This is a genomic window from Streptococcus pseudopneumoniae, assembly GCF_038148935.1.
In the GTDB taxonomy this organism is placed as follows: Bacteria; Bacillota; Bacilli; order Lactobacillales; family Streptococcaceae; genus Streptococcus; species Streptococcus pseudopneumoniae_U.
Genome location: NZ_JBBJZX010000279.1, coordinates 1 through 222 on the forward strand (window position 1 = coordinate 1; position 222 = coordinate 222).

1 pseudogene is annotated in these 222 nt (G+C 40.1%); it reads left to right on the forward strand.

Going from position 1 to position 222, the window contains the following annotated elements:
- Positions 1 to 222, forward strand: a pseudogene (locus WKI42_RS10985) (Rpn family recombination-promoting nuclease/putative transposase); the annotation flags it as partial.

Consider the following 222-nt stretch of genomic DNA (forward strand, 5'->3'; position numbering starts at 1 on the left):
ACGTGAAGGTGATACTCACCAGAGCTATAAACACATCGCACCAGTATACGCTATCGCAATTGTAGATAGCAATTATTTCTCAGATGACCTGGCTTTTCATAGCTTTAGCATGCGAGAGGACACTACAGGTGAGGTTTTAACCATCACCAATAACGGTCAAGAAAACCATCTGGTTAAGATGGCGTTCTTGGAATTAAAAAAATATAGAGAAACCAGCAAAGA